The organism is Bacillus sp. 05T22 (assembly GCF_056396765.1).
In genome coordinates, this window is record NZ_JBFTMC010000010.1 from 91962 (window position 1) to 113316 (window position 21355).

Sequence of the window (21355 nt, forward strand, 5' to 3'; positions counted from 1 at the left end):
GTTCATTGATACAATAAAAACTATGTTAATGATGAGAACTTATAAAGTCGCGGATTCTTACAAGTTTTGGAATGTTAATTTGTGAAAAAAATGTGAAATGAATGCTCTTTTGAAATTGTTGAGGAGGATGTGTATGATTGAATTTGGAAAGCTTTTATCGAGGGGAGATTTCATGAGTACAATAAAAACGAAAAAAGAAATAAATTTGATGCGCGAATCGGGAAATTTACTAGCTTCGTGTCATCAAGAAATTGCGAAAATAATAAAACCAGGTATCACGACATTGGAAATTAATACATTTGTTGAAACGTATTTAGAAAAGAATGGTGCGACACCTGAACAAAAAGGATATAACGATTATCCATATGCAATATGTGCATCTGTGAATGATGAAATGTGTCATGGTTTTCCGACTACTGACCCATTAAAGGAAGGTGATATTGTTACGATTGACATGGTAGTGAACTTAAATGGTGCTCTTGCTGATTCTGCATGGACTCATAAAATAGGGGATATTTCTAATGAAGCAGAAAAGTTATTACTAGTAACGGAAAATGCTTTATATAAAGGAATTGAGCAAGCGATAATCGGAAATCATGTAGGTGATATTGGATATGCGATTGAAAGTTATGTAGCTTCGGAAGGGTTTTCTGTCGCAAGGGATTTTACAGGGCATGGAATTGGTAAAGAAATCCATGAAGAACCAGCAATTTTTCATTTTGGAAAGCCAGGTCAAGGATCAGAACTACAAGAAGGAATGGTAATAACGATTGAACCGATTGTAAATGTAGGTATGCGATATTCAAAAGTAGATTTAAATGGATGGACTGCACGGACGATGGATGGAAAATTGGCAGCGCAATACGAGCACACGATAGCAATTACAAAGGATGGACCAGTTATTTTAACGAGCCTCTAGTAGAAGAATACAAAATGTAAGAGGTTTCAAAACTCGAACGAAAAAGATGTTTTTGAAAAATTTGTACGTGTTTTTTTCTAGGAACGCTTTTCAAAGTAAAAAAAGTGCGTTATAATCCTTCTATAAAATAAATAGGTTAGCTACACTCATATAATCGCGGGGATATGGCCTGCAAGTTTCTACCGAAGTACCGTAAATACTTTGACTATGAGTGAGGACGAACATATTGCTGGTTTAGCATTCTTTTTTGCGAAACTCCAAAAGCACGTCTCTCACTTGTAACGAGTGGTGGCTGCTTTTGGAGTTTTTTATTTGCATAAGAGGGGGAAGAAACATGAAAGTATTACAAGAAAAGATTTTAAACGAAGGAAAGGTTTTATCTGGTGATGTGTTAAAGGTAGATGCCTTTTTAAATCATCAAATTGATCCAGTACTTATGCAAAAAATAGGAAAAGAGTTTGCACAGCGTTTTAAGGAAGATAATATTACAAAAATCGTGACGATTGAGTCTTCGGGTATTGCACCAGCGGTTATGGCAGGTTTAGAGCTTGGAGTAAAAGTGGTTTTTGCAAGAAAGCGGAAATCGTTAACGTTACAAGATAATATGTATGTTGCAAAAGTATACTCATTTACAAAACAAGAAACGAATGAGATTTCATTATCTAGAAATCATATCCATGAAAATGATCGTGTATTAATCATTGATGACTTTTTAGCAAACGGTCAGGCTGCTTTAGGCTTAATGAGTTTAGTAGAGCAAGCCGGTGCAAGTATTGCTGGGATTGGAATTGTTATTGAAAAAGCATTTCAAGACGGAGGAAAGAAACTACGTGAGAACGGTGTTCGTGTAGAATCACTTGCAGAAATTGCATCACTTGATAACGGTACTGTTACATTTGTTCAGCATGAGACTGCGGAGGTGAAATAGTCATGAAGCAACACCCATTTAAAATCGCATCCCTTGGCGTGCAACATATGCTTGCGATGTATGCAGGAGCAATAATTGTTCCACTTATTGTTGGCGGAGGACTTGGCTTAAATCAACGAGAATTAACATACTTAGTATCCATCGATTTATTAATGTGTGGTGTCGCAACAATTTTACAAGCTTTATCGAACCGATTTTTTGGAATTGGCCTTCCTGTTGTACTTGGTTGTACGTTTACAGCAGTTGGACCGATGATCGCCATCGGTAAACAGTACGGTGTTTCTTCGATATATGGAGCAATTATTGCAGCAGGATTGTTCGTTGTTATTTTTGCAAAATTATTTGGAAAGCTTGTGAAACTGTTCCCGCCTGTAGTAACGGGTTCTGTTGTTACAGTTATTGGAGTTACATTAGTTCCAGCGGCTATTAATGACATGGCTGGAGGAGTTGGAAGTAAGGATTTTGGAAGTCTAGAAAACTTAGCGTTAGCATTTGGTGTTTTACTATTTATTATAATTATGTACCGCTTCTTTGATGGTTTTATCCGTTCTATTTCTATATTACTTGGTCTTTTATTTGGTACGATTATTGCAGCATTTATGGGAAAGGTGAGCTTACAGGCTGTTGGAGAAGCAGAGTGGTTTCACGGTATTCAACCGTTTTACTTTGGCACACCAACATTTGAGTTAACGCCGGTTATTACGATGATTCTCGTTGCTTGTGTTGGGATTGTGGAAGCAACTGGTGTGTATTTCGCTTTATCCGATATATGTAACAAAAAGATTGGTGAAAAAGAGCTAACAAAGGGTTACCGTGCCGAAGGATTAGCGATGATCTTAGGCGGTATTTTTAATGCATTTCCATATACGACTTATTCGCAAAACGTAGGTCTTGTTCAATTAACAGGTGTACGAAATCGCGTCATTATTTATACGTGCGGTGGTATGTTAATCGTTCTTGGTTTTATTCCAAAAATTGCAGCTATCACAACGATTATTCCAAAGCCAGTACTTGGTGGTGCCATGCTAGCGATGTTTGGGATGGTTATGGCATACGGTATTAAAATGTTAAGTAGTGTAGACTTTGCAAAACAAGAAAATTTATTAATCGTAGCATGTTCTGTTGGAATTGGCCTTGGCGTAACAGTCGTTCCAACGTTATTCTCTCAGCTTCCAGAAAGTATTCGTATTTTAACAGATAACGGAATTGTACTTGGAAGTGCGTCAGCTGTACTTTTAAATATTGTATTTAATATGGCTCCGCAGCGCAAAGCGAGATCAAAAGAAGAGCAAGTTCCAATGCAAAGTGCTGTAAGGGAAGCATAAAAAAGCAAGGTTCTCATTATGAGACCTTGCTTTTCTTTTTGAGGGGCATCAACTTTCCGTATGTACCAAGACGCCAAATATATTCGAGCGGACCATATAGATAATGAGAAAGCCACCAGCGGCTAATTAAGATTTGGAGTGTATAAATACCGATACAAAAAATTGTCCCTATCCATAATGGTACCGGTAAAGAACTTCTAAAGAATAGACCGAATACGACTAGTGTAATAATCGTTTGTGAAATATAGTTTGTCAGTGCCATACGTCCTACAAATTGAAACGGACGTAATATTTTTTGCCATCTTTCTTTCTGTAATAAACGCATAAGTGTGAAAATGTAAAAGATAAATAAAGTTTTACCACTAAACATTGTAAAACCACTCATGTAGATTGGCTCATAAGGTTGTTTTGTTACAAAGTAACGAATCATAAAGAACCACATAGGTAATGTTAAAATAAACATAATAATTTGCCATTTTTTTAGTTTTGGATCTAATTCTTTTGTTCGACGAAAAATATCTTTTTTACCAGCGTATAGGCCAAGTAAGAATAACCCAATTGTTTCGGGAAGGAATGAAATGTTTAATGCAACTGCTTCAGAATAAAAAGCAGTAAAGCGCTCTTGTACTTGAAAACTCCAATTCTCTAAAGGAATAATAGGTAGAGAAGTTCTTAATTCTCCGATTGGTAAAAAAGCAATCGCTATACTAGTTAACAACATCATGAATTGAAATATACCTAGTAAAATAAAAGCCCATATAAGGATAGTCTTAGGCTCTCTTTTGTAAAATAGCAATAAGAAAAATCCTGCGATTGCATAGCTATGTAAAATATCTCCATCCCATAAAAGGACGTAATGTATAAATCCGAATAATAATAAAATGAGGAGACGACGAATAAATAATGTTTTGGGATGAGTTGTTTTTTTCTCAGCACGCTGCATAAAAATGTAAAAACCTAATCCGAATAAAAATGAGAAAATAGTATAAAATTTTGTTTGAATAAACATGTCATAAAACAGACGAATGTAACGATCTATTCCTTCATAACTTCCTGTAATATCACTAGAGTCGACACCAGCAATAACAGGCCAGTTAACAAGAAAAATACCAARTACAGCWATTCCCCTAATAATATCRATRGAATGWATCCTCTCGCYTTGTGAAATRTTTTGTGTCATTRWTTTCCTCCTTTAAGTAAATTTCTTTTATTATACAGTAATGTAAAGAAAAGGAGGTGGTGGGATTTCCAATTTTTGAAACTGTTAAGATGTTTGTTATGAGATATAATAAGGATGCACAGCAAGTTTTTCACTCCTTTAAGACAGGCAGTAAAGAAGCTCCTTATTTTTAAGGAGCTTCTTTTTTAGAAATTAATATTGATAATGATTCTCTTTAATGATAAAATATACTCAAAAGTGATAATCATTATCAAAAAAAGGTTGGTGTGCTAAATATGGTATATGCATTAGTTGCAGGAACGGTGGCTGTGTATGCTGTCGTTACAAAATATGTGTTAAATGGAGTCGGAGCAACAAAATGAACAAACTTACATAAAATCCCTTTCATCTGTCAAAAGAATGAAAGGGATTTTTTATTTTTAATGAGAATATCCTGAAAATTTAGTATGATAGTAGGGTATATACATCTTGGAATAAAGGGGAACAAGGGGATGACAAACATAGTACAGACAAACAGTATGAAAAAGCTTGTTTGTTTTTATGAAGAATGGCAGAAGCATGGTGATACGGAAAATAGTTTGAAGTTGTTTGAAGTGATTCAAAAATATAAGCAAGAACAGCTTATGATTGCTTTTTGCGGTCACTTTTCTGCTGGAAAATCGACAATGATGAATCACTTATATAAAGCACAGTTATTACCAACAAGTCCGATTCCGACAAGCGCGAACGTTGTTAAAATTGAAAAGGGACAGGACCGTGTTGTTGTGACAGTGAAATCTGGAGAGCATTATGAATATGATGGTGCATACTCGGCGGAAGAATTGAAACAGCTTTGTAAAAATGGTGATGAAATAATTGGCGTTCATATTTATCGAAATGATGCGCCAATTCCTGATGGCGTTATGCTCGTTGATACACCTGGAATTGATTCAACAGATGATGCGCATCAATTAGCAACAGAATCAACACTCCATCTTGCGGATGTTATTTTTTACATGATGGATTATAACCATGTTCAGTCAGAAGTGAATTTGCAGTTTGTGAAAGAATTAAAGCAGCGTAATAAAACAGTTTATCTTGTTATCAATCAAATCGATAAGCATAAAGAAAATGAGCTATCATTTGAAGATTATAGGCAAAGTGTGAGTCAATCGTTTTCTAACTGGGATATTGAAGTAGATGGTATTTTTTATACTTCTTTACGAATGATGAACCATCCGTATAATGAAATACAAAGATTAGAGAAATTGCTTTCTTCGATTATGAAAGAGCGTGAGCAGTATGTGAGCAATGGTATGGAAAGAGAAACGGCATATTTATTACAAGAACATTTTTCATTTATTCTTTCAGAAAATGAAAAACAATTAATGCCCTACCAAAAAGAATTAGCATCACCTCTATCGCTTACAGGCGTAATGGAAAAGAAAGAAGAGCTTATTGAAAATAAACGACGTGTGGCTAGTAAAGAATCGGACGTGAAAAATGAATTTATAAAAGGATTGCAAGCAATATTAGACAATGCTTACTTAATGCCATTTGAAATGAGAGAGCTAGCAAATCAATATTTAGAAACGAAGCTAACGAAGTTTAAAGTTGGTTTGCTATTTGCAAAAGGAAAAACAGAGCAAGAAAAACAGCGGCGTTTAGATGCATTTTATTCAGCACTAGGGAAGACCGTTGAAACACAGATTGATTTTCATGTGAAAGAGTTTATTGTGGCTTTCTTAAAAGATGAAGGGATGTTTACAGAAGAAGTCGGAAAAGACATATACGCACTGCGAATTTCTTTTGGCCCAGAATTATTAGCAGAAACCATTAAACAAGGTGCAGGATTTACAGGAGATTACTTGCTTCTTTATACAGCGGATGTTGCGAATGAGCTGAAGAAACGCTACTTTATGAAAGCACAGCAAATTTTTGAGCAAAGCACGGGCGTTTTACGGAAAAAGACGGAGAAAGAGATTGCTCATATTGAACAAGAAATTGAGCAATATACTATGTTACAGACAGCAAAAGAAACAAAATTACAATATATTGAGGCGTATGATAAATACGAGAATTACTTACAAGGTATTTGGAGCGATCATGTACCGGTGCCAAATGAATTGCAAGTAGAAAAAGTATTACAAGGGAAGAAACAGGTTGTAAACGAGAAGTTTACATTACAAGAACAAGAGGTACAAAGTGATAGTATTTCGTATAAGGAAGAAAATATAAAAACAACAGCAACATTAAATATTCATCGTATATTAGAACAAGTAAAAGGTGCGGAAATGATATTAGAATTTCTTCCTACACTTAAACATTTGCATCAAGAAGTTGTTGGGAAAAGAAAACGTGTTGAAACAAAGCAATTTACAGTAGCGTTATTTGGAGCTTTTAGTGCAGGGAAATCATCATTTGCAAATGCATTACTTGGTGCGAATGTACTCCCGGTATCACCAAATCCAACAACGGCGACGATTAATCAGATTTTACCGATTACAGAAGACAAACCTCACGGCACAGTAATTGTTCAGTTTAAATCGAAGCAGGCGCTATTAGAAGATATGAAAGCAGTTTATAAATTGTTTCATTATGAAATAAAGACATTTGAAGAAGCGTTATTACAAATAGATACAATCCTACAATACCCGTCACCAAGTGGAAAGCAGAAAACAACATTTAGTTTTTTACGTGCAGTGCAGAGGGGATATCAAGCAGTTTCTAATCATTTGGGAGAACAAGTGCAAGTTACGTTAGAAGAATTCTCCGATTATGTAGCGAATGAAGAGAAATCATGTTTTGTTGAATATATGGAATTATACTATGATTGTGCTTTAACGAGACAAGGCGTTGCACTTGTTGATACACCAGGAGCAGATTCTATTAATGCTCGACATACAGACGTTGCATTCCAATATATTAAAAACGCTGATGCGATTTTATTTGTAACATACTACAATCATGTCTTTTCAAGGGCGGATCGTGAATTTTTAATTCAACTTGKCCGTGTCAAAGATACATTTGCGCTTGATAAAATGTTCTTTTTAATTAATGCAGCGGATTTAGCTCAGTCTGAGGATGAGCTTGAAATGGTAAAAGGCTATATAGCAGACCAGCTCCTGCAATACGGTATCCGAAATCCACGTCTATTTGCAATTTCGAGCTTATGTGCACTTGAGGAGAAACAAGGAAAGAGTATTGCAAAAGAAAAGTATGGTATCTTGAAAAATTCGGGGATTACAAAGTTTGAAGAATCATTTACATCCTTTATGATGCGTGATTTAATGCTCGTATCTGTCCATTCTTTATATAGCGCATTGCAAAGTGCTGAGCAGCTTCTTGTAAATATGATACAAGGAGCAAAGCAAGGGAACGATGAGAAAGAAAAACAAATAAAAAAATATGAAGCAGAACGTGAGCAGCTACTTCATATTATTTCATCGTATAGTGTACTTGCAGAAGAGCAAGCGATGCAAAATGAAGTGAAAGAACTGTTATATTATGTGCAGCAACGTCTATTTTTACGTTATAACGATGTGTTTACTGAATTTATTAACCCAGCATCCCTTCGAACAGATGGAAATGTGAAAATTAAGTTGCRAGAATGTCTCATGGAACTTGTAGCCTTTATCCAACATGATTTATTACAGGAAATGCGAGCAACGTCACTACGTCTTGAAAAATGGATGGATGAAGCGATGCGACGTGCAAAGGATGAAATTGCAGTGAAATGTAAGTTGGAAAATGAATCTATTTCTATGAATGGGACAGCAGATTATGAATACCAAGTTATTACGCATAAAGAGCCGTTTCCTTCTATAGAAATAAAGCATTTTAAAAAGGCATTATCTCATTTCAAAAATGAGAAAAGTTTCTTTGAAAAAAATGATAAAGCAACAATGCAGGAAGATACGAAGGAATCACTTGAGCCTGTCGTATCCCGATATGTAGCTGATGAAGAAGAGATATTTATCCAGCATTATAAACAAGAATGGGAATTGAAATGGGACTTATTCAAAAAAGTGATGCAGGAAGATGTTAAGCAATATTATGCAAGTGTATTATTCGCTTTAGCAGAGACAATTGATGTGTCGCTATATGAACAAAGTAAGGAACAATTACAGAAACAGTTAGCAGCAATCGAAAAAGAAATTCATATTTTATAAGCTCTATGAAAAAAAGATTCGTTCAATTTTCTTTTGCAATACAGCATCCAGTGATTTTACGAATCCTGCAAATTCATCTGTAGAAATCATATGAGTCAGAACTAACCGTCTGCCATCTGGTGTTTCACCGCATAAGACGAATGAAGAAAACTCATATGTTTTTCCATCTACAACTAATTTTGGGTGGGAATATGTTCCGTTTTTCTTTTTCTTTCCATCAATCGAGATGACGTTGCATTTTTTCTCATTGTTGTCCATGGTGAATCCCTCCTTTGTATTACTTATGGTAGACAAGGAGGGTTTAGAACAAGAGAGAAAGGGGAAATTTCATGAAAATTGTCATGGAATGTATTTCGCAAGATAAGGCGCCGATGTCATTATTGTTGCTTGCTGATCCCAGTGAGAGGCAAATTAATTCATATTTGAAGAGAGGTCTTTTATATATTGCCAAATGTGAAGAAAATGTTATAGGCGTATATGTATTACTTGAAACAAGACCGCAAACAATGGAAATTATGAATATCGCTGTTTCAGAAGAACTACAAGGGCAAGGACTTGGAAAACAATTATTACAGCACGCAATTGCAACTGCCAAAGAAAAACACATGCATAACCTTGAGGTAGGGACAGGGAATTCTAGTATTTCACAGCTTGCTTTCTATCAAAAATGTGGTTTTCGTATTTTTTCTATTGATTTTGATTACTTTTCGAAGCATTATGAAGAAGAGATTATCGAAAATGGGATTGTATGCCGAGATATGATTCGGCTTACAATGGAACTCTAGTCATTTTCTTATGAAGAATTGGCGAGAAAGTATAAATTATTTAGGGGGAAGAGAAGATGGAAGTACATAAAGCAATTACAGCACATTCTCGTAAACAAAATGAAATTGTGACAACATTTTTACAGTTAGAAGCACAGCGTGAAGCGGCAATTGAAGCAGCAGTAGCACTTGCGTCAAATGGAAAACATTTCTCAGTAGATGCAATTAATATGGTAACGAAGCAAATCAATGCTCTTGCCAAACGAGGGGTTGCACCGCAACGTAAAATTGTAACAGAAGATATGGTTATGGAGTATGTAGGTCGTCTGCAAGAGAAAGAAGGTCGTTAAGCATGATTGTTACAGTCGAATGGTTACGTGATCACATAGAAGATGAGCATGTCCGTGTAGTCGATTGTCGTTTTGACTTAGCTAATCCAAATTGGGGACGAAAGCAGTATGAAAAAGAACATATTCCTCATGCGCTATATTTTGACTTGAATCTTGATTTATCGAGTTCTATTACGGAGCATGGTGGCCGTCATCCACTTCCAAACCTTGAGGATTTTGCCGAAAAGCTTTCTCAAGCTGGTATTGATGAAAATACGACAGTGGTTGCATATGACAGTCAAGCTGGTGCAATGGCTTCGCGTCTATGGTGGCTATTAACATATGTAGGACATCAAAAAGCATATGTGTTAAATGGTGGGTTTCCTGCTTGGAAAGACCAAAATTCATCTATAACAGCTGAAGTTCCAACCATTGAACGGAAAAAATTCATACCGAATGTGCAAAACAACATGCTTGTAACGATGAAAGATGTGAAAGAAAAAATTCGTACAAATGCAGATGTTACGTTAATTGATTCGAGAGAGCCAAAACGTTATGCTGGCGCTGAAGAATCTGTTGATCCTAAAGCTGGTCACATTCCAACAGCAGAAAATTATTTTTGGAAAGATGGAATCACAGCGGAAGGTCAGTTCAAAGATAAAGAGGAACAAGAAGATCGTTTCCACTATCTTAGTAAAGAGAAGGAAACAATCGTCTATTGCGGATCTGGTGTAACAGCATGCCCGAATGTATTAGCGTTACAAACAGCTGGTTTTCGTAACGTGAAGTTATATGCTGGAAGCTGGAGTGATTGGATTTCTTATCCAGAAAACCAAATTGTAAAAGAAGGACAGTAACCTCTTGCATGCAAAAATATTTTGTATTAAAATAAGGTCACAAGCAAGAATTTGCTTCAAAATATTACATTTTACACATTGCATACAATGTGATAAGATAACGACAAGTAAATAAAACATCCTGCGGTGTACGTAACTTATTTATGTCTAAAACCGATGTTAGTTATACGGAAGCTCAACATTTAGCGACCATCATCAAGCCTTCCATGTGGAGGAAGATGTACGGTAGCTGTGAGGGCATCCACCTGCGAGTAGCGGGTTTTTGGACATTTACGAGGGACGGCACGTGCGGGGGGTCTTATTTCAACTAACATTATATAAAATTCCTACGGTGTACGTAGCTTATGTATGTCTTAAACCAATAAGTATAATACGGAAGTTCAATATCTAAATGTAAACAGCATGCCATCTTTTTAAGAAGGAAGCTGAAAGCATTTATGAGAACATCCACCTGTGAGAGCAGGTTTATGGACATCTAGAGAGAACGGCATGTGTGGGGCTATATAAAAAACCTTACGTTTTATACGTAAGGTTTTTTTGTTGTAGGAACCTTTTTTCGGTACGTTAGAAGTGATTGGAATTTCATTGTGTGGAAAGCATAAAAATAGTAGAAATCAAATGAACTCCAAATGGCGGGGGTTCACTTGATTGTTATCTGTGTTCACCTGTAAAATTTCCATAATAAACATAGCACTTTCGATCTTCATCAATCTCTCTTGAATCTAAGGTGAATTCCATAAATAGTCCGTTCTTTTTAATGTATAAAATATCGGAATGGAGATAAGTTAAGATCTCGTCATGGTTCCATACATTTTTACTTTCTATCAAAATTGAATTTGTTCCTTCTAGCTCTCTAATCTCAAAACCTATATGAGAATATATAGGTTCTGAAGGGTCGTTGAAGAACGTTTCTTTTTGGACGTATAATACTGCTGTTCCATCGGGATCCATTGCGGTCGATGTTACGACATATGTATCCCCTTCTTTAATAAAGTACTCACAAGTCATCCTTGCGACCGCTTCAGACACAGAAATATCCGCATAGTTCCATAGGGCAGGATATTGTTTCGTCTCATCATTAAGTCGATATTCTAACCGCAATTGTAATCCCTCTTTCTTTTTCTTCTACTTTATCATTAATTCTTTTATAATAAAAATATAATATATAAAGGAGCGTTGGAAAGTGACAAAAACCAAATGGTTAGTAACAGGTGTTCTTACATCTTTAGTGGCCGGTACATTATCTGGCTGTACAGAAGATCTCCCTCCAAAACCAAAAGATAAGAGTTGTGCAGATTGGGATTGGGATGATGAACTTGGCGTGTGGCGATGCGATGACAGCCGTTCAAGTTATCATGGGAGTTATTATTACGGTGGTAGATACTATCAAAATAAATCAACTTTCAAAAATTCTTCTGAATTTAAGTCCTATCAAGCTTCGTCCAATTTTAAAGGGGGAATTGGAAGCGGTTCAAAGGGCGGATTCGGAGGTTAAATTATGTCGCTTTACATAAAGAAACGAAGTAAATTTTATTCAAGATTCTCTCGCTTTTGGTCCGACTTATACGGGAGTGAGTATAGCCTTTTTCATATTTTTGAAATAACAGAACAAACAATCCAAGATTTGCAATTAGCAACKGAACGAATGGGAAAARTATTTTTTAAGACTGCTAGRCTTCTTCGGACCTTGTCTGACGCTCAGCTTCTTGAACTTGGTTTTCCTTCTTCAAGTCTGCCTTTTATTAGAATGAAATCTCTATTTCCTGAATCTGTTATTTCACGGTTTGATTTTGCAATGACAGATACTGGTATCAAAATGCTTGAGTTTAATAGTGATACTCCGACTTTTATCATGGAATGCTTTCAAATGAATGGGGAGGTCTGCAAAGAATTAGATTATCATGACCCAAACAACAATCAGGAACGTCTTCTCTCTTCTGGCATCACAAAAGCTGTGATGGAAGCAGCTAAAGGGATAGAAAGGCCAAACGTTGTCTTTACAGCCCATCATGAACATATAGAAGATTGGAATACGACTCGGTATTTGAGTCAGCTATGTCAGGTTAGCAACAAAGTGGTGTCAATGTCAGAACTCAGAATTACTGAAGATGCTTTACTGGACGGAGATGGTGTACCAATTGATGTTTTGTATCGCCAGACATATCCTATTGAACACTTAGTTGAGGACCGGGACCCTAACACTGGAGATCTTGTAGGGATCGAATTACTACAACTTGTAAAGGAAGGAAAGCTTTTTATTATAAATCCGATTTCATCTTTTCTACTGCAGCCGAAATCGGTTCAATGTATCATATGGGGATTAGCGGAGGCAGGTGCTTTTTATACAAATGAGGAACAACAATGGATTAAAGAGTACATGCTTCCTACTTACTTAGAAGCAGATCTGTTTTTAGGGGAAAATTCTTTTGTTCAAAAACCTTCGTTCGGTAGAGAAGGCGACACGGTTATAATTCGCGATAAAGACACCAATATTGTTAATCAAAATTCATATCAAACGTATAAAAAAGAGCTTCCTGTATTTCAAAAATATATAAAGCTTCCAGTTGTTTCTCTTGAGACTGAAAAGGGGAACGAGGAGCTGTCATATGTGTTTGGATCATTTTTAATTGCTGGGAAGCCAAGTAGTATTGGTATACGTGCTGGTGAAAAAATTACGGGGAATGAATCATATTATTTACCTGTAGGAATTAAAAAGGAGGATTAGAAATGATAAATTTCTTACTTTATTTAGCAATCTCAATCGGTCTTTTATGTATTGGTCTTTTTCTTATGGAAGTGACAACAAAAGTGAAGGAATTTTCATTAATGGCTAAAGGGAATAAAGCAGCAAGCTATGCACTTGGAGGAAGACTTCTTGGCCTTGCCATTGTTTTGTATTCTACGGCTGCTCATTCTGTTTCATTAATGGATATGGTTTTATGGGGAGCGATTGGAATTTTAGCACAGATTATTGTGTTTTATTTAGCTGAATGGCTCACACCGCGCTTTAATATCAATCAAAGCATCGAAGAAGATAATCGGGCCGTCGGACTTTTCCTTATGTTTTTATCAATTTCCATCGGAATCGTGATTGCTGGGTGTTTAACATATTGAAAAACCTTACGTTTTATACGTAAGGTTTTTATTTTTCATTCGTTAACCCTTTTGAGATATAATCAATGAGTTTGTTCATTACTTTAGGAAATAGCCCATTTCGTCTTTATGTAATTGTAGCAGCATTAGAGCTTGTATTATCCTTATAAGTACAATAACATCGATGCTTGTTTTTGCTAAACCGTATTGAATAAATACTAAAAAATAAAGACTACATATCTCGCACTAGGGGAGGTATGTGGTCTTTATTTTTTATATGAAGCAACTTCACCTAATCTGCTAGAATAATATCTATAAAATAAGAATATATTTATAATTTTAAGTGATGGAGTTAGTATAGTTATATAGACACAACTAAGTTAAGTCAGTAAAATATGCATACAGAGAAGTGTCCGTAATGAAACAAAATATTAATAAGGAATTTAAAAATAATGGTAGTCGAGTTGTATTGTTCTGGAAGACCAGTAAAAGATTTAAATAGTGAATATGATGCACCTAAAATACACCTTAAGCAATCGAAGAGGTAGCACGTAAGAATGTTTAAAAACTTAACTTTTTAGTGGATATACTAAAAAAGATCCATATTTTGAAAAATATTTATTTAGGGGAAATTAAAGCGAACTTTGATATAAGAATCTATATGTTTTAAGGGAATTTCAAGTTAATGTAATATTGTTCATGTAAAGGGGAGTCCAAATTATGTTGATAATAAATTACGTAAAAATTAATGAGAATGTAACGATTAATAAGCTATTAGATTTGACACAATTTATTTCATCTGAAAGAGTTAATAACATAAAAAGATTTAGATTTGAGGAAGATAAAATACGCTCAATTCTAGGGGAGTTACTTGTTAGATATACAATTTGCAAGAATTCTAGTATTAAAAATTCTGATATTGTATTTAAAAAAAATGAATTTGGAAAACCATATATTGATTGCAATTACGGCATACAGTTTAATTTGTCTCACTCTGGTTCTTATCTTATATGTGCTATTAGTGATCAAAAGATTGGAATAGATATAGAGAAAATTCAAGATATAGATATAGATATAGATATAGCCAGCAATTTTTTTTGTAAGAGTGAATATGATGAAATTTCTTCCGTGCCTAATTTGAAAAAGTATGAATATTTTTATTCATATTGGTGTTTGAAAGAAAGTTATATAAAATATATTGGAGAAGGATTAACAATACCTCTTAATTCATTTTGCTTTGAAATAGTAGATGAAAATATAAAAGTGATAAAATCAAATGAAGAAAAAAAGGAAAAATTCACATTACTTCCTATCAGCAATAATTATAAAGCTGCGGTATGTTATTTAGCAGCTGAAATAGAAACCATAAGTGAAGTAGCTGTAGATGATATTATTACTTATTTTATTAGTGAAATATAAAGTTATGATTTTTTGACCTTATATAATTCGAGAAGTAGCTTTTTATTCTTTCTATATATAATGTAGAAAGTAAAAAGTATATGAAAAGAGGCGTAATTCTAAAAATGTGGATTTTGTCAACTTGAATACTTTATATGAGAAATAAGCTTCTGTTGTGCAAAATATATCAAAAAACATCATATTTTAATATGATGTTTTTTGAAGAGTTTGAATTTGGTTATTCATTATAAGGTTACATATCAATGTAGGGTAGTCATTAATAAAAAAATGTCCTCCTTCTAGATGTTTTATATTCTCAATATTTTGTAAATAATGCCCCCATTTTTTTTCATGAAATATAACAGAGCTGTCAGTAATTCCATTTATCAAAGTAGTAGGGCACTTCACTTTGTAGTCATTATTAACATCATTAAAAGTTTCTAAAACAAGAAAATCAGCTCTAATTGAAGGTAATAAGTAGTCCATTAATTCTTGGCAATTAAGGATTTCTTCATCCATCCCACCCAATTCAGTAAGTTTAGAAATGAATTCCTTATTTGGAAGTGAAGAAATAGGATAGGAATCCTTCAAAAGAACGTTTGGCGGTCTAGCACCTGACAAGTATAGATGATTAATTGTGTATTTAGAAAACTGTTTTTTTTCAACGTATTTTGCTATTGAATAAGCTAATAGTCCGCCCATACTATGTCCGAATAATTGAAATTCTTCGCCATATCTAGTATTCTTATCAATAAAATCCAATAGATCATTAATAAGTAAATTGTAATCTTCAATTAATGGTTCAGTACTTCTTTTTCCTCTACCAGGAAGTTCAATAGGGATGGGTTCAATTTCAGGTGATAAAATTTTTTTCCAAGAATAAAAAATAGATGAACTTCCTCCTGCATAAGGTAAGCAAAATAACTTCATAGTATATCCTTTCTATATATTAATTTTTATTATTTCATTTTCCAATTGATTAATTTGCTAAAACTTTGTCAGGAATAGCATCAGTATCTAATTGGTTAGTGTAAAAGTTGTAGAACGAACCTTGTTTAATTTGTAAATCATTAAATGAACCATGTTCAATGATGGAACCTTTTTCAATATAAATAATTTCATCATATTGATTTAGGATACCCTCATCAATTTTGTGTGTGATTGAAATTACAGTTGTATCCTCAAGTGCTAAGAGTCTTGTTTCTAAATCTCTAGATGTCTTAATATCTAATGAAGATGTACCTTCATCTAAGATTAATAGTTGAGGATTTTTTATAATGGACCTTGCAAATGCAGTACGTTGCTTTTGACCGCCTGATAAATTAGCGCCATTTTCTCCAACCAAAAAGTTAAAATCTGTATTTTTTTCTTCGACAAGCTTATCTAAACCGCTAAACAGAACAGCTTTTCTAAATTCATCCATAGTGTATTCGTTATGAAGACAAATATTAAAATAAAAAGAAGAATCAAAAAGATACACGTTTTGATGTAAAACTGATAATAGATCATTTAAACTTTTTTTGTTTAGATCATTTAAACTAGTTTTATCATAAAGAATGTCCCCAGTATAATTTTGATAATTTCCTGTTAAGAGCTTGATTAAAGTAGTTTTTCCACATCCACTTGGACCAACAATTGCATATTTTTTTCCCTTTTTAAAACGTAACGATATATTGTTCAAAACCTTTTGTTCGCTATTAATATCGTATGAAAAAGATACGTTATTAAAAAGTATTTCATTTTCATATTTTACAGGAACTCCTGAAATATTTTCATTTTGAATACAAGCATTGTTTTCAATTCTCTCTAAAATAGGTTTAGTGCTTTTTATTTTAGGTAAACTTTGCATAATAATCATAATTGGATTTACAAAAAAGCTACTTAATTGAATCAGCGCGACTAATGTACCTACAGTAATATTATCGATTAATACTAAATAAGCACCAATGAATATTACTGATAGCATAGAGACAGTTGCAAGAACGTCTGATACAGTTTCATTTAATGATAAAAGTTTATCAGCATTATATTTTACTTGAGCTAATTCTTTATTTTCATTCAAAAACTTCTTTTCAACGAAATTTTTCATATTATAGGATTTAATTACCTCAAATCCTGAAAAATAATCTTTTATTGATTTTGTGAATAAAGCGTATTGTGCAGCTAATTCATTTTGTCTTGATTGCATATTTTTTCCAATTAAACTTGGGACTATAAACATAATAAACATAGCAACAAATAAATAAATAGCTACAAGAGGACTGTATTTTAAGATGAGCACTAAAGTACCTACAAAGACAGCTATATTAGATAAAATTTGTAGCATAGGAAGCAGGTAATTTTCTTCAATTATTTTAATATCATTACTTAATAAAGAGATATAATCGGCAGAATTGACTTTAGCAAACTCACTTGTGTTTTTATTCATAATACCTAAAAAAATATCTGTTCTCATAGATCGTGTAATAATCTTAATCATTTTCTTTCCAAATAATGTACTGAGATATTTCAATACTCCAAGCAAAACGAAATACAGTAGCGCGATAATTATTGTTTTTCCGAATTGATTGAAATCTTTTTTGGTAGCTAAATCAATAACCTCTTGTAAGAGCAAAGCGACATATACAGTAGCTAAAGAACTAATGATAGTTAACAGAATAGTGAAGAGCGAGATAATGGGTTTCTTTAAAATATATTTTTTCATTTTTTCACCTTTCGAAAGATAGTACTTTTAAAGTACTATCCTTATTAGATTAAATACGACCATGACAAGTCCGAAGACAAGAAGCATAGAACCAATTGAACTCTTTTTGTTACTGTTCTTACGGTTTTTAATTAATACTGTACCAATAAGGATTAAAATAATACTAAAAACAATATTTGCACCCAATATTGTAGAGCTATTTCCTCCAAAAAGCGAATACCCAGTTCCATCAAAGAGGTCATCTAATTTTTGATCAATAAAGTTTTCCATATATTATACCTCCATTTTTTTTACATTATTAGCTAAGAAGAGAGTTGATATTGTAGCGCCAATTAATATTAGAACTAAAAAGATATTAAATAAATTCGATACATTCGCACTATCGGATAGATTAAATACAATATTGCAAAATATTGAACCTAAAATTACCGAAGAAAGAATTGTTGTTGGCACACTTTTTTTAATAAAACCAATACCTACTGAAATGACACCGATACTACTTGCTAATAATGAAAATTGAATTAAATTATTTAAAAGGTAGGACAAGGCGAATGAATCCGACATGAAATGAAGTGCCGAATTTATAAGGACAAGACAAGTAAAGATAAATAATGAACTTAATAGGTAAGTGAAAAATATAAAAATATAAACACTTACTATTTTAGCAATTATCATTTTTTTTCTACTTACTGGATACATAAAGAGTAGTGTAGCTTGTTTTTCTTTATAAGCTTCAACAATTATTTTGGAATACATAACTGAACTTAGTACACCAAAAGCAACTAGAATCATAGATTCACCAAGTGGAATTAAAGATTTGTAAAAGGTGAAATTTTGCATTTCAACATCACCTTCATTATGAGAAACATAACCGAATAGGGCAATTAAACCGAGTAAAATAGCAGCTATAGCAAGAGTAGCAATTACATATGTTCGTAAGTCCACCTTTTTCAGTTCAAGTTTAATGAGTTCGTTCATTTTAATGTCCCTCCCGTTACGATATTTAAGAAAAGTTCCTCTAGACCTTCAGGGTGCTCATCTCTTACATCCTTCATAGTTACTTCTGTTTTTAATTCGCCTTTTACAATAATTCCTATTTTGTCAGCGATATGCTCAATCTCACTTAAAATATGACTTGAAATAATGATAGTCATATTTTTATTTTGAACTAGGTTCAAGAAAAGTTGCCTCATTTCTCGAATCCCCATTGGATCAAGTCCATTAATAGGTTCATCCAAAATGAGTAGTTTTGGATTATGGACAATCGCCCTAGCAATTGCTAATCTTTGTCGCATCCCAAGGGAAAAATTAGAGACTGGTTGATTATTTGTAGGTTCGAGACCCACATCTTCAAGTACTTTAACAATATCTCCGTCAGAACAATTCATATATTTAAGATGAATTGAAAGATTTTCAGTAGCCGAAAGATGCTCGATAAAAATAGGAACTTCTATAATAATGCCAATATTTCGAAGTATTTCTTTTTTTTGTGTTGCGATATTTCTATTAAATACTTCAATTTTTCCGTTAGTTAATTGTTGCAGACCTGTAATGAGTTTAAATAAAGTGGTTTTTCCAGCACCGTTAGGCCCCAACAAACCATATATACTGCCTTCTTCAATAGTTAAATTAAATTTTTTAATCACATCATGACCATCAAATGTTTTAATAACATTCGATATTTTAAGTGGGACACTATTTTGGTTTTCCATTTTAATCTCCTTTAATTAATATAATTTGTAATGATGAGCAAGCAACAATATTTCTTCATCAATAACATGAAATCTAAGAGTGTTTGATAGTTTCTTTAAAAAAGTAAATCTATTATAAAATTTAGTTTGATTCATTTTATAAATTGATGGGTTACAGCAAAAATTTATTAGTAAAGCAAATGTTTGTGAGAATTCATCAATATATTTCATTTGTTCGTCAGAGCCATTGGATTCTTCTGTAAATCATTGGTTGCTAAATAAAGTTCTAGATTCTCATTTATTATCAATGAGTGTTTTAACATTTGTTTTACTTTTTCAACTCCAGATAAATCGCTTTGACTGTCGAGAGTATCAAAAATAGAAATACGGTCATTAGTCATTTTATTGAGAATACTATTTGAAATTTCTTCTTTATTATTAAAATGGTGATAAACTACACCTCTGGTCAGTCCTTCTAAATTATCTGCAATTTCTGTAATAGTAATATTTTCAAATCTTTTTTCTAAAAAAAGATTTGATGCAACTTCAAGAGTTGAATTGTAAGTATTTTGAGAATTTTTATTATGTGCCATTTATTCACCTCCTTAGCTTACTAAAAGTTAGTATAATCATATGAACACAACTAAGTTAAGTCAGTAAAATATGCTTACAGAGCAATGTCTGTAATGAAACAGGATATTAATGAAAAATAGGTGGCTAATATTACGTATATTTATGTTTCATGTGGAGGTTTGTGTTATTTGGCTTCCGTTTTAGAGTTGCATTCTAACAAATTAATTGGCTATTCATTTCATGAAAAATGTGTAATAGAGACGTTAGAAAACGCTTGTGACATGTGCAGATCATCAGATGAATTTATTTTTACACATAGACTTGGGAATACAATTACAAGTCAAGAATTTCAAACTTTACTCGCAACACACAGTATGAAGCCATCTTTTAGTCGAAAAGGCTGCCTGCACGTCTCATGAAAGAAAGAGGAGGTGTACCAAACAAGGTATGTGCCATTTGATGAGGCGAAACTAACACTCTTTCAATATATTGAAGGGTGAAACGACAGAAGACGAATTCACAATGACATGGGCTATAAAATACATCTTAAGCAATGGAAGAGACAGCACGTAAGATTGCTTAAAAACTTAACTTTTTAGTGTCCAAAATATTGTCGTAGATCCAAAGATACATGTTGTATGTATTTATACCATGCGGTTAAAATCTCCGTCAATGACATTAGTATATACAAATTTAAAAAGGTCAAAAGCATACATTTAAGGGACAAAATGATTGAAAACACCCAAAAAATATATACTCAGAATTATATACTCAGAATAGGGAATGTATTATGCAAAAATCATTATTTAGGTTTGAATCTAATTATTTGGAAGAGGAGAAAAGAATGAAAAGTTTAATGTCAGAAGTACAAAAAAGATTATTTATTATTGATCAGTCACAAAATGAAAATATTACTTACAATGTGCCAATGGTTTTAAAATCCGATGGGAAAATAGATATCATTAAATTGAAAAGGGCATTAAATGCTCTAATTCAAAAACACGAAATTTTGAGAACGTCATTTAAATTTGAAAATGGTCAGTATTATCAAGTTATTGATAATCCGTATGAAATTTCTATTGAGGAAAGTTCTATTTATTCCAAATTAGATTTTGAAATTGAATCATTTATTAGACCTTTTAATTTATCAAGTAGTAAATTGTTTAGAGTTAAGGTGCTTCATATGAACGAATCTGACTTCTTACTGTTGGATTTTCATCATATTATTTTTGATGGTGGGTCTATGAGACCTTTCTTTAATGAGTTATCACAACTATACAAAGATGAAATATTGAAAAAACAAACAATACAGTACCGAAATTATACGATGTGGAAAAACAGTCAAAATGAATTAAGACATGAAAAGTTTTGGACCGATAAATTTTCAGATGGAGCACCAGTATTAAATTTATATACAGATTATACTAGAGGGCAATATAAATC

General features: G+C 33.2%; 21 protein-coding genes, 2 other RNA genes and 1 riboswitch. Of the genes, 14 read left to right on the plus strand and 9 right to left on the minus strand.

Going from position 1 to position 21355, the window contains the following annotated elements; all coding sequences use genetic code 11:
• Window positions 1-172 precede the first annotated feature (172 nt).
• The 3 genes from AC1DIT_RS05705 to pbuX all read left to right on the plus strand — a co-directional run bounded on the left by AC1DIT_RS05705 (window position 173) and on the right by pbuX (window position 3172).
• Window positions 173-919 carry a type I methionyl aminopeptidase gene (locus tag AC1DIT_RS05705; RefSeq protein ID WP_033671064.1) on the plus strand — a complete coding sequence of 249 codons (747 nt, stop codon included), beginning with the start codon at window positions 173-175 and terminating at the stop codon, window positions 917-919.
• 126 nt (window positions 920-1045) lie between these two features.
• Window positions 1046-1147, plus strand: a riboswitch (purine riboswitch).
• A 106-nt stretch (window positions 1148-1253) separates the two neighbouring features.
• Window positions 1254-1847, plus strand: a complete 594-nt coding sequence (locus AC1DIT_RS05710) for a xanthine phosphoribosyltransferase (protein ID WP_016114144.1) — start codon at window positions 1254-1256, stop codon at window positions 1845-1847.
• Window positions 1848-1849: 2 nt separating this feature from the next.
• Entirely contained in the window at window positions 1850-3172 is a 1323-nt protein-coding gene (gene pbuX / locus AC1DIT_RS05715; RefSeq protein ID WP_016114145.1) for a xanthine permease PbuX, read from the plus strand.
• 16 nt (window positions 3173-3188) lie between these two features.
• Here pbuX and AC1DIT_RS05720 read toward each other — a convergent pair whose 3' ends face one another.
• Window positions 3189-4352 carry a DUF418 domain-containing protein gene (locus tag AC1DIT_RS05720; protein ID WP_476998096.1) on the minus strand — a complete coding sequence of 388 codons (1164 nt, stop codon included), beginning with the start codon at window positions 4350-4352 and terminating at the stop codon, window positions 3189-3191.
• A 491-nt stretch (window positions 4353-4843) separates the two neighbouring features.
• Here AC1DIT_RS05720 and AC1DIT_RS05725 point away from each other — a divergent pair, with 491 nt between their 5' ends.
• Window positions 4844-8503 carry a dynamin family protein gene (locus AC1DIT_RS05725; protein WP_476998097.1) on the plus strand — a complete coding sequence of 1220 codons (3660 nt, stop codon included), beginning with the start codon at window positions 4844-4846 and terminating at the stop codon, window positions 8501-8503.
• A 3-nt stretch (window positions 8504-8506) separates the two neighbouring features.
• On the opposite strand, the gene AC1DIT_RS05730 is transcribed toward AC1DIT_RS05725, so the two are convergent.
• On the minus strand, window positions 8507-8761 hold the full coding sequence (locus AC1DIT_RS05730) for a DUF3931 domain-containing protein (protein ID WP_000369734.1): 255 nt from the start codon (window positions 8759-8761) through the stop codon (window positions 8507-8509).
• Between the two features lie 71 nt (window positions 8762-8832).
• Here AC1DIT_RS05730 and AC1DIT_RS05735 point away from each other — a divergent pair, with 71 nt between their 5' ends.
• The 5 genes from AC1DIT_RS05735 (at window position 8833) to ssrS (AC1DIT_RS05755) (ending at window position 10957) form a co-directional block, all read left to right on the plus strand.
• The gene (locus AC1DIT_RS05735) at window positions 8833-9288 is read left to right on the plus strand and encodes a GNAT family N-acetyltransferase (RefSeq protein WP_016114148.1); all 456 of its coding nucleotides are present in this window, start codon (window positions 8833-8835) and stop codon (window positions 9286-9288) included.
• 56 nt (window positions 9289-9344) lie between these two features.
• Window positions 9345-9617: a DUF2533 family protein gene (locus tag AC1DIT_RS05740; protein ID WP_003196439.1), complete on the plus strand. Its 273-nt coding sequence runs from the start codon at window positions 9345-9347 to the stop codon at window positions 9615-9617.
• Window positions 9618-9619: 2 nt separating this feature from the next.
• Window positions 9620-10453, plus strand: coding sequence for a sulfurtransferase (locus AC1DIT_RS05745; protein ID WP_016114149.1), 834 nt, complete (start codon window positions 9620-9622; stop codon window positions 10451-10453).
• A gap of 115 nt (window positions 10454-10568) precedes the next feature.
• Window positions 10569-10752, plus strand: a non-coding RNA gene (gene ssrS, locus AC1DIT_RS05750) — 6S RNA.
• 21 nt (window positions 10753-10773) lie between these two features.
• A non-coding RNA gene (gene ssrS, locus AC1DIT_RS05755) (6S RNA) lies at window positions 10774-10957 on the plus strand.
• 147 nt (window positions 10958-11104) lie between these two features.
• Here ssrS (AC1DIT_RS05755) and AC1DIT_RS05760 read toward each other — a convergent pair.
• Complete coding sequence (locus tag AC1DIT_RS05760) at window positions 11105-11554, minus strand: hypothetical protein (protein WP_016114150.1); 450 nt, start codon at window positions 11552-11554, stop codon at window positions 11105-11107.
• 82 nt (window positions 11555-11636) lie between these two features.
• On the opposite strand from AC1DIT_RS05760, the gene AC1DIT_RS05765 reads away from it, so the two are divergent.
• From AC1DIT_RS05765 to AC1DIT_RS05780, 4 genes are all read left to right on the plus strand, one after another.
• The gene (locus AC1DIT_RS05765; RefSeq protein WP_016114151.1) at window positions 11637-11948 is read left to right on the plus strand and encodes a hypothetical protein; all 312 of its coding nucleotides are present in this window, start codon (window positions 11637-11639) and stop codon (window positions 11946-11948) included.
• Between the two features lie 3 nt (window positions 11949-11951).
• Window positions 11952-13178, plus strand: coding sequence for a glutathionylspermidine synthase family protein (locus AC1DIT_RS05770; RefSeq protein ID WP_476998098.1), 1227 nt, complete (start codon window positions 11952-11954; stop codon window positions 13176-13178).
• 2 nt (window positions 13179-13180) lie between these two features.
• Entirely contained in the window at window positions 13181-13567 is a 387-nt protein-coding gene (locus AC1DIT_RS05775) for a DUF350 domain-containing protein (RefSeq protein ID WP_016114153.1), read from the plus strand.
• A gap of 699 nt (window positions 13568-14266) precedes the next feature.
• Window positions 14267-14965 (plus strand): 4'-phosphopantetheinyl transferase family protein, encoded by a 699-nt coding sequence (locus tag AC1DIT_RS05780; protein ID WP_016132668.1) that lies wholly within the window; start codon window positions 14267-14269, stop codon window positions 14963-14965.
• A gap of 183 nt (window positions 14966-15148) precedes the next feature.
• Here AC1DIT_RS05780 and AC1DIT_RS05785 read toward each other — a convergent pair whose 3' ends face one another.
• The 6 genes from AC1DIT_RS05785 to AC1DIT_RS05810 form a co-directional block, all read right to left on the minus strand.
• On the minus strand, window positions 15149-15874 hold the full coding sequence (locus AC1DIT_RS05785) for a thioesterase II family protein (RefSeq protein ID WP_016114155.1): 726 nt from the start codon (window positions 15872-15874) through the stop codon (window positions 15149-15151).
• 49 nt (window positions 15875-15923) lie between these two features.
• On the minus strand, window positions 15924-17648 hold the full coding sequence (locus tag AC1DIT_RS05790; protein WP_016132669.1) for an ABC transporter ATP-binding protein: 1725 nt from the start codon (window positions 17646-17648) through the stop codon (window positions 15924-15926).
• Between the two features lie 27 nt (window positions 17649-17675).
• Window positions 17676-17918, minus strand: coding sequence for a hypothetical protein (locus AC1DIT_RS05795; protein ID WP_016114157.1), 243 nt, complete (start codon window positions 17916-17918; stop codon window positions 17676-17678).
• A 3-nt stretch (window positions 17919-17921) separates the two neighbouring features.
• On the minus strand, window positions 17922-18626 hold the full coding sequence (locus tag AC1DIT_RS05800) for an ABC transporter permease (protein WP_016132670.1): 705 nt from the start codon (window positions 18624-18626) through the stop codon (window positions 17922-17924).
• Complete coding sequence (locus AC1DIT_RS05805; protein ID WP_016114159.1) at window positions 18623-19360, minus strand: ABC transporter ATP-binding protein; 738 nt, start codon at window positions 19358-19360, stop codon at window positions 18623-18625. Before AC1DIT_RS05805 ends, AC1DIT_RS05800 begins: the two co-directional genes overlap by 4 nt.
• Window positions 19361-19566: 206 nt before the next feature.
• Complete coding sequence (locus tag AC1DIT_RS05810; RefSeq protein WP_016114160.1) at window positions 19567-19932, minus strand: TetR/AcrR family transcriptional regulator; 366 nt, start codon at window positions 19930-19932, stop codon at window positions 19567-19569.
• Window positions 19933-20702: 770 nt separating this feature from the next.
• On the opposite strand from AC1DIT_RS05810, the gene AC1DIT_RS05815 reads away from it, so the two are divergent.
• A partial coding sequence (locus tag AC1DIT_RS05815) for a condensation domain-containing protein (RefSeq protein ID WP_476998099.1) occupies window positions 20703-21355 on the plus strand: 653 nt, incomplete at its 3' end.

Coding starts and splice junctions, on each gene's coding strand:
- AC1DIT_RS05790 (WP_016132669.1), bottom strand. CDS start 17,648: ATGAAAAAATATATTTTAAAGAAACCCATTATCTCGCTCTTCACTATT.
- pbuX (WP_016114145.1), top strand. CDS start 1,850: ATGAAGCAACACCCATTTAAAATCGCATCCCTTGGCGTGCAACATATG.
- AC1DIT_RS05705 (WP_033671064.1), top strand. CDS start 173: ATGAGTACAATAAAAACGAAAAAAGAAATAAATTTGATGCGCGAATCG.
- AC1DIT_RS05745 (WP_016114149.1), top strand. CDS start 9,620: ATGATTGTTACAGTCGAATGGTTACGTGATCACATAGAAGATGAGCAT.
- AC1DIT_RS05800 (WP_016132670.1), bottom strand. CDS start 18,626: ATGAACGAACTCATTAAACTTGAACTGAAAAAGGTGGACTTACGAACA.
- AC1DIT_RS05805 (WP_016114159.1), bottom strand. CDS start 19,360: ATGGAAAACCAAAATAGTGTCCCACTTAAAATATCGAATGTTATTAAA.
- AC1DIT_RS05730 (WP_000369734.1), bottom strand. CDS start 8,761: ATGGACAACAATGAGAAAAAATGCAACGTCATCTCGATTGATGGAAAG.
- AC1DIT_RS05735 (WP_016114148.1), top strand. CDS start 8,833: ATGAAAATTGTCATGGAATGTATTTCGCAAGATAAGGCGCCGATGTCA.
- AC1DIT_RS05810 (WP_016114160.1), bottom strand. CDS start 19,932: ATGGCACATAATAAAAATTCTCAAAATACTTACAATTCAACTCTTGAA.
- AC1DIT_RS05785 (WP_016114155.1), bottom strand. CDS start 15,874: ATGAAGTTATTTTGCTTACCTTATGCAGGAGGAAGTTCATCTATTTTT.
- AC1DIT_RS05710 (WP_016114144.1), top strand. CDS start 1,254: ATGAAAGTATTACAAGAAAAGATTTTAAACGAAGGAAAGGTTTTATCT.
- AC1DIT_RS05780 (WP_016132668.1), top strand. CDS start 14,267: ATGTTGATAATAAATTACGTAAAAATTAATGAGAATGTAACGATTAAT.
- AC1DIT_RS05740 (WP_003196439.1), top strand. CDS start 9,345: ATGGAAGTACATAAAGCAATTACAGCACATTCTCGTAAACAAAATGAA.
- AC1DIT_RS05795 (WP_016114157.1), bottom strand. CDS start 17,918: ATGGAAAACTTTATTGATCAAAAATTAGATGACCTCTTTGATGGAACT.
- AC1DIT_RS05775 (WP_016114153.1), top strand. CDS start 13,181: ATGATAAATTTCTTACTTTATTTAGCAATCTCAATCGGTCTTTTATGT.